This is a genomic window from Mesorhizobium sp. M0292 (assembly GCF_040321695.1).
Classification (GTDB): Bacteria; Pseudomonadota; Alphaproteobacteria; order Rhizobiales; family Rhizobiaceae; genus Mesorhizobium.
The window spans coordinates 1-4089 of sequence record NZ_JAMYSB010000054.1 but is presented as its reverse complement, the minus strand read 5'-3'; the positions used below and the strand labels follow the sequence as shown (position 1 = coordinate 4089).

Annotated in this window: 5 protein-coding genes and 3 pseudogenes; 4 read left to right on the top strand and 4 right to left on the bottom strand. The window is 58.8% G+C overall.

Annotated elements, in window-relative coordinates; all coding sequences use genetic code 11:
* Positions 1–136: 136 nt before the first annotated feature.
* From NKI96_RS32390 to NKI96_RS32380, 3 genes and pseudogenes are all read right to left on the bottom strand, one after another.
* Positions 137–820 (bottom strand): IS6 family transposase, encoded by a 684-nt coding sequence (locus NKI96_RS32390; protein WP_023686095.1) that lies wholly within the window; start codon positions 818–820, stop codon positions 137–139.
* A 154-nt stretch (positions 821–974) separates the two neighbouring features.
* Positions 975–1138: pseudogene (locus NKI96_RS32385) on the bottom strand (DUF1403 family protein); the annotation flags it as partial.
* 234 nt (positions 1139–1372) lie between these two features.
* A complete protein-coding gene (locus NKI96_RS32380) occupies positions 1373–1750 on the bottom strand; it encodes a hypothetical protein (protein ID WP_023693588.1) in 378 nt (125 codons plus the stop codon).
* A gap of 294 nt (positions 1751–2044) precedes the next feature.
* Here NKI96_RS32380 and NKI96_RS32375 point away from each other — a divergent pair.
* The 3 genes and pseudogenes from NKI96_RS32375 (at position 2045) to NKI96_RS32365 (ending at position 3555) form a co-directional block, all read left to right on the top strand.
* Positions 2045–2771: pseudogene (locus NKI96_RS32375) on the top strand (IS6 family transposase).
* Complete coding sequence (locus NKI96_RS32370; RefSeq protein ID WP_031194388.1) at positions 2768–2947, top strand: hypothetical protein; 180 nt, start codon at positions 2768–2770, stop codon at positions 2945–2947. The pseudogene NKI96_RS32375 and the gene NKI96_RS32370 overlap by 4 nt, the downstream one beginning before the upstream one ends.
* Positions 2947–3555, top strand: a complete 609-nt coding sequence (locus tag NKI96_RS32365; RefSeq protein ID WP_023686092.1) for a hypothetical protein — start codon at positions 2947–2949, stop codon at positions 3553–3555. Before NKI96_RS32370 ends, NKI96_RS32365 begins: the two co-directional genes overlap by 1 nt.
* Before the next feature lie 105 nt (positions 3556–3660).
* Here NKI96_RS32365 and NKI96_RS32360 read toward each other — a convergent pair whose 3' ends face one another.
* The gene (locus NKI96_RS32360; RefSeq protein WP_023679571.1) at positions 3661–3936 is read right to left on the bottom strand and encodes an acyl carrier protein; all 276 of its coding nucleotides are present in this window, start codon (positions 3934–3936) and stop codon (positions 3661–3663) included.
* A gap of 78 nt (positions 3937–4014) precedes the next feature.
* Between NKI96_RS32360 and NKI96_RS32355 the strand changes: the two are divergent.
* Positions 4015–4089, top strand: a pseudogene (locus tag NKI96_RS32355) (DNA-binding response regulator); the annotation flags it as partial.

Genomic DNA, 4089 nt, shown 5'->3' with positions numbered 1-4089 from the left:
GGCTCGCCCGCTCGGCGGCCGATGCGACGGAGTATTTCCAGATCCCGACCGGACGTGTGGTCGAGATCGGCACGCAGGTGGCGATTTAGGGCATGCCGCGGTTGAGAAGAATCGGTGCTGTCACATTGAATGAGCGTTAAGGAAATTCAGGTAGCAGCGCGCCCGGCACTGTAAGTTTCAGCGGCTTGATGCAGCGATAGCTGGCCGGGACGGCTGTCACGCTGTGGCGACACACGCGATTTTGTTCAGATTTGCATGGGAGCGTTACGCAGGTCTCGATGTTGAGCCGATGACAGCGCATTGCAGGGAAAGTGAGCAGGTCGGCAATCGGATCATGGATGGAAACGAACCGCTGAAGCTGGCGTGCCGACTTGAAGCGTTTCATGATCCTTTGGCGTCGTCGGGTCGGCTGGTGCGAATTTTCCGCTCGATTATTCAGGCCTGTGTGCGACCGGTGTTCGACGCCGGGCATGAGGTCGCGCATGGCGGCATCATAGGATCGGAGCTTGTCGGTGATCATGATCCGTGGTGTCCGCCCTTGAGCTTTCAGCAACTTGCGCATCAGACGCTTTGCCGCCTTGGCATTTCGGCGGCTTTGTACCAGCACTTCGAGGACGAAGCCGTCCTGATCGACGGCACGCCAGAGCCACTGCTTCTTGCACTGATAGCCACGACACATTCGTCGAGATGCCATTTGTCGCCCAGGCAGCCGGCTGATATTGATCTCCTGGGCGAAATGCCGTCCGAATTTCTCCGCGCAGCTTCGAACGGTCTGATGCGTGACGATGATGCCGCGGGCCGCCAGCATGTCCTCAACCATGCGCAGGCTGAGCGGAAAGCGAAAGTAGAGCCATACCGCGTGCGCAATGATCTCGGGGGAAAGCGGTGGCGACCATAGAGCGGACCACGAGCAACTTCTGACATGGCCCAATGTAAGCACATCTTCATAAGCTGTCGGTTGACTTTACGGTGCCGCGCCAAGCGAGCAGCATCCGGCCGGCGGGGCCGACCCCGTCTCCCGGCCGTGAGCAGAACGGCATCACGCAGGGGCCGCTTCATCCTCGACGCGGCCAGCCTGCTTTGCCGTTACCGCCGCCGCCGAAAGCGCCAGGCGTTGCCGCCAGGCGCCGGTCCGCCGGCAGCGGTTCGTCTCCACCGATGATCCGATTGCCAACCAATTCCACTTTCCCCCATACCTGCGTAACGCCGCTATGCAAATCTGGACAAAATCGCGTATGTCGCCGCAGCATGACAGCCGTCCCGACCAGCTATCGCTGCATCAAGACGCTGATATCTTTACAGTGCCCGCACGCCTCTCGCGCGCCAACGGCCAGTCGGTGTCGCGAATTGAGGCGCGCTGAAGCCGTCCGGCTCAGCCGATCATGGCGCTTCGGTTGCCGGGTTCGAGGTCGTGGCCTCTGCCGCTGCGCGATTCTAGCAATTGCGCCTTGGAGAGCTCTGCTTCAGCCTCGGCGAGGCATGGCTCGGCTGCGGTTCTCTGCCGCAGAAGGTCCGATTGCGAATTCTTGACGTTGTCACGACGTAGGCGAGCGGCCTTGGCGAACGTCGGATAAGCGAAATGATTGACATCGGAGATGCCGCCCTTCGTTTCCTCGGCGTTTATCTGGAAGTCCAGTTCTCGCGCCATGCGTTCGAAATCGGCAATCATGATGTCTAGCTGGTGCAACTGTCGCCGCTTCTCATTCACCTGAAATTGCTTCAGTCGGACCAGATTACCTCGTGGCTTCATGACTCGGTACTCCGGTACCCATTTCGTCCAATCAAACCGCTCTCTCCCCTTGACGTTAGGCCTACAGCGACTCTCACGTTTTCTGCTGCGAGCGGAACCATATTTTCCAAAATCCTTGGCCGATGGCTATGAGTTCAATGCATCGACAAGCATGCGAGCGGGGGACTTAAGGGGCGGTAAAAAAAGGCGGAATAGGGCGATTTTCACAATGTCTGCATATGAACGCGTTGAGACCTGCGGCGGGCTTGACACACAAAGCAATCGTCAAGATTTGCGACATGGACGCCGGGGGGCATGAATACGCCCGCCGTCAGCTACACGCCCCCCGATTTCCGCCGCCTATTATCGCCCACGCGCTCTGGCTTTATTTCCGGTTTCCGCTGAGCCTGCGCCTGGTTGAGGAAATGCTGCTGGAACGCGGCATCGTGGTTTCGTATGAGACAAGTCGCCGGTGGGGCATCTAAGTTCGGGCTGGACTGCGCTCGCTGCTTGCGCCGCAAGCCGCCGTGCCGGAATGATGTCTGGTACCTGAACGAAGTGGTCGTCACCATCGCCCGGCAAAAAGCTTTGGTTGTGGCGCGCCGTCGACCAGGATGGATATGTGCTGGACGAAATCGTGCAAAACCGCCGCAACACCAAGGCCGCCAAGCGCTTGCTGACGCGGCCGTTGAAGAAGCAGGGGCTCGCGCCGAAGCGCATGATCACCGACTAGCTGCGCTCGTATGGAGCGGCAAAGCGACAGGTGATGCCGGACGTCAAGCACCGGTCGCACAAGGGGTTGAACAACGGAGCGGAGAATTCCCATGTGCCGCCGCGAAAACGGGAGCGGATGATGCAGAGGTCCGATCGCCGGGAGGCCTGCAACGCTTCGTCTCGACCTTGTCAGCCCTCCGCAACCTCTTCGTCCCGCCCCAAACGTTCTGCTCTCGCCATACATGTTCATCGCCTCAGCGCGATGGCGCTGGTGATATCACGACGCGTTTGTACCGCTCGACCTACGCCACAGGTGCCGACGCTGTGACGAGCTTCGTCGGTCGCGTGTCGAGTGACGGCACCGGGGACAATTATCGTCGACCGCAGTCCATTGCCCAGACCAAGGCGCTTCTCGGCGTCGGCACGATGGCAAATCGCAGCGTCACGATCTCGGCCGCTGCCCCTTCTGGCGGCGTGGACGGTGATTTCTGGGTGCAGCCGTAATGGCCCTTTACGTCAAAGCCTCCGGGGTCTGGGGGGCGGCTAGCGCCGTATGGGTGAAAATCTCAAGCCTCTGGACCAAGGCTCGACAGGTCTATGTGCGCAGCTCGGGCGTCTGGGAGAAAATGTTCCCGATAGATCTGGTCTTCAATGGCACTCACGAAGACTCGACTGCCACGACCGTTTACACCCACACCAGCATTCCGCTTCTTGTCGCGCCACACGCTAATCGTCGTGTCATCGTGACAACTGACACCGAAAGTGCAGTGACCGTCAACAGTATGACGATTGGGGGTGTGGCTGCCACCCTTCTCGCTCAGGTGGAAAGCATCTTCAATTCTGGTGTGGTCTATCTGTCAGTGTGGTCGGCCCTCGTGCCAACCGGTACGACGGCAACGATCGTGACCACGTATAGTGAGAGCGTGTTCCGTGACTACATGTCGGTCTATACGACCACCAATTGGGATGGTGTGGTGGGCACTGTTGCCTCTGACAACAATTCAACGGGTGGCCTGACAACGACCGTCAGCATTGGTGCCCTGGGCGCAGCGATCGCAATTGCGGGCAACGCCACCAAAGGGGCATCGGCACTGCGACATGGACCGGGCTGACCCAACAGTTCTCAAACACACCAGTCACGAATAGAAACCACAGCGGAGCAATGGCAATAGCTACCGCCGCCCAAGCTGCCCTCACCGTAACCTGTGCCTACAGCACTACTCCAGCACTTGTCGCACTGCTGGTGGTTCCGCGGTGCGCAACTCCTGACTGGCGACGGCGTCGGCGACATGCCTTACGGACTCGTATTGCCAGAGCTTGTAATCGTCGACAAACCAGCCAAGTCGGCTCTCGATCGCCGTAGCAAGCTCGTTATAGTCGAGGCTGTCGAGGCCGAGATCCCGCATTCTGGTTGTCATCGACACCTCTACTTTTTCGGCAACTAGAGCGTTGAGGGTTTTGAGAACCAGTTGTTCAATTTCAAGTAATGTCATCACTAATACAGCCTTTTGCTTGCAGATTCAGGTAATGCAACCCTGATCGGGGCGCAACCCCCAAAACCAGGTGTGCCGTTGAAACATGTTCTTGTCATTGACGATGATGCCGCAATGCGGCGCCTCATCGCCGAGTATCTCACGATGCATGCC

Bases quoted from the DNA above. Each gene is read 5' to 3' on its own strand.
- NKI96_RS32380 (WP_023693588.1), bottom strand. From the start codon at position 1,750: ATGAAGCCACGAGGTAATCTGGTCCGACTGAAGCAATTTCAGGTGAAT.
- NKI96_RS32365 (WP_023686092.1), top strand. From the start codon at position 2,947: ATGGCCCTTTACGTCAAAGCCTCCGGGGTCTGGGGGGCGGCTAGCGCC.
- NKI96_RS32360 (WP_023679571.1), bottom strand. From the start codon at position 3,936: ATGACATTACTTGAAATTGAACAACTGGTTCTCAAAACCCTCAACGCT.
- NKI96_RS32390 (WP_023686095.1), bottom strand. From the start codon at position 820: ATGGTTGAGGACATGCTGGCGGCCCGCGGCATCATCGTCACGCATCAG.